Annotated in this window: 1 rRNA gene; it reads left to right on the plus strand. The window is 51.6% G+C overall.

Going from position 1 to position 1,428, the window contains the following annotated elements:
* Positions 1–1,400 (plus strand): 23S ribosomal RNA (locus L3V36_RS23785); the annotation flags it as partial.
* Between the last annotated feature and the right edge of the window lie 28 nt (positions 1,401–1,428).

A 1,428-nucleotide genomic window follows, 5' to 3' on the forward strand; every position in this document is an offset into this window, starting at 1 on the left:
TTAACGCTGAGATACGATGTCGAGCTACTACGGTAGTGAAGTCATTGATGCCATGCTTCCAGGAAAAGCCTCTAAGCTTCAGATTGTAAGGAATCGTACCCCAAACCGACACAGGTGGTCGGGTAGAGAATACCAAGGCGCTTGAGAGAACTCGGGTGAAGGAACTAGGCAAAATGGTACCGTAACTTCGGGAGAAGGTACGCTCTTATCAGTGAAGTCCCTTGCGGATGGAGCAGACGAGAGTCGCAGATACCAGGTGGCTGCAACTGTTTATTAAAAACACAGCACTGTGCAAAATCGTAAGATGACGTATACGGTGTGACGCCTGCCCGGTGCCGGAAGGTTAATTGATGGGGTTAGACTTCGGTCGAAGCTCTTGATCGAAGCCCCGGTAAACGGCGGCCGTAACTATAACGGTCCTAAGGTAGCGAAATTCCTTGTCGGGTAAGTTCCGACCTGCACGAATGGCGTAATGATGGCCACGCTGTCTCCACCCGAGACTCAGTGAAATTGAAATCGCTGTGAAGATGCAGTGTACCCGCGGCTAGACGGAAAGACCCCGTGAACCTTTACTACAGCTTGGCACTGAACATTGAACCTACATGTGTAGGATAGGTGGGAGACTATGAAATTGCGTCGCTAGATGTGATGGAGTCGTCCTTGAAATACCACCCTTGTAGTTTTGATGTTCTAACGTTGGTCCCTGAATCGGGATTACGGACAGTGCCTGGTGGGTAGTTTGACTGGGGCGGTCTCCTCCCAAAGAGTAACGGAGGAGCACGAAGGTGGGCTAAACACGGTTGGACATCGTGTGGTTAGTGCAATGGCATAAGCCCGCTTGACTGCGAGAATGACAATTCGAGCAGGTGCGAAAGCAGGTCATAGTGATCCGGTGGTTCTGAATGGAAGGGCCATCGCTCAACGGATAAAAGGTACTCCGGGGATAACAGGCTGATACCGCCCAAGAGTTCATATCGACGGCGGTGTTTGGCACCTCGATGTCGGCTCATCACATCCTGGGGCTGAAGTCGGTCCCAAGGGTATGGCTGTTCGCCATTTAAAGTGGTACGCGAGCTGGGTTTAGAACGTCGTGAGACAGTTCGGTCCCTATCTGCCGTGGGCGTTGGAAAATTGAAAGGGGCTGCTCCTAGTACGAGAGGACCGGAGTGGACGAACCTCTGGTGTTCGGGTTGTCATGCCAATGGCATTGCCCGGTAGCTAAGTTCGGAATCGATAACCGCTGAAAGCATCTAAGCGGGAAGCGAGCCTTGAGATGAGTTTTCCCTGGCACTATAAGTGTCCTAAAGGGTTGTCGTAGACTACGACGTTGATAGGCAGGGTGTGTAAGTGCTGCGAGGCATTGAGCTAACCTGTACTAATTGCCCGTGAGGCTTAACCATACAACACCCAAGGGGTTTTGTGGACTCA

Origin of the sequence: Vibrio sp. G-C-1 (assembly GCF_021728015.1) — a bacterium.
Classification (GTDB): Bacteria; Pseudomonadota; Gammaproteobacteria; order Enterobacterales; family Vibrionaceae; genus Vibrio; species Vibrio splendidus.